At 78.0% G+C, this 205-nt stretch carries 1 protein-coding gene; it reads right to left on the bottom strand.

From position 1 onward, the window contains the following. Window positions 1-205, bottom strand: a 205-nt coding sequence (locus HTZ82_RS09150) for an ATP-binding cassette domain-containing protein (protein WP_375540795.1), incomplete at both ends; no start/stop codon positions are given.

The following is a 205-nucleotide window of genomic DNA, read 5'->3' as shown; positions in this document are numbered from 1 at the left end:
CTGCGGGACGAGGCCGACGCGGCGGCCCCGTACGGAGCGGGCCAGGGTGCGCTCGTCGGCGGCGAGCAGGTCGATGCCGTCGCTGCCGGGCCCGCCTCCGGCCACGACGGCGGAGCCCGTGGTCTCGGCGTTGCCGGGGAGCAGTCCGAGCAGGGCGGAGGCCAGCACGGACTTCCCGCATCCGCTCTCGCCGACCAGCGCGAGG

This window comes from Streptomyces sp. TRM64462 (assembly GCF_013362995.1).
Taxonomy (GTDB): domain Bacteria; phylum Actinomycetota; class Actinomycetes; order Streptomycetales; family Streptomycetaceae; genus Streptomyces.
Note: the sequence above shows the minus strand (reverse complement) of the source record. Positions and strands in the feature narration are given on the sequence as shown.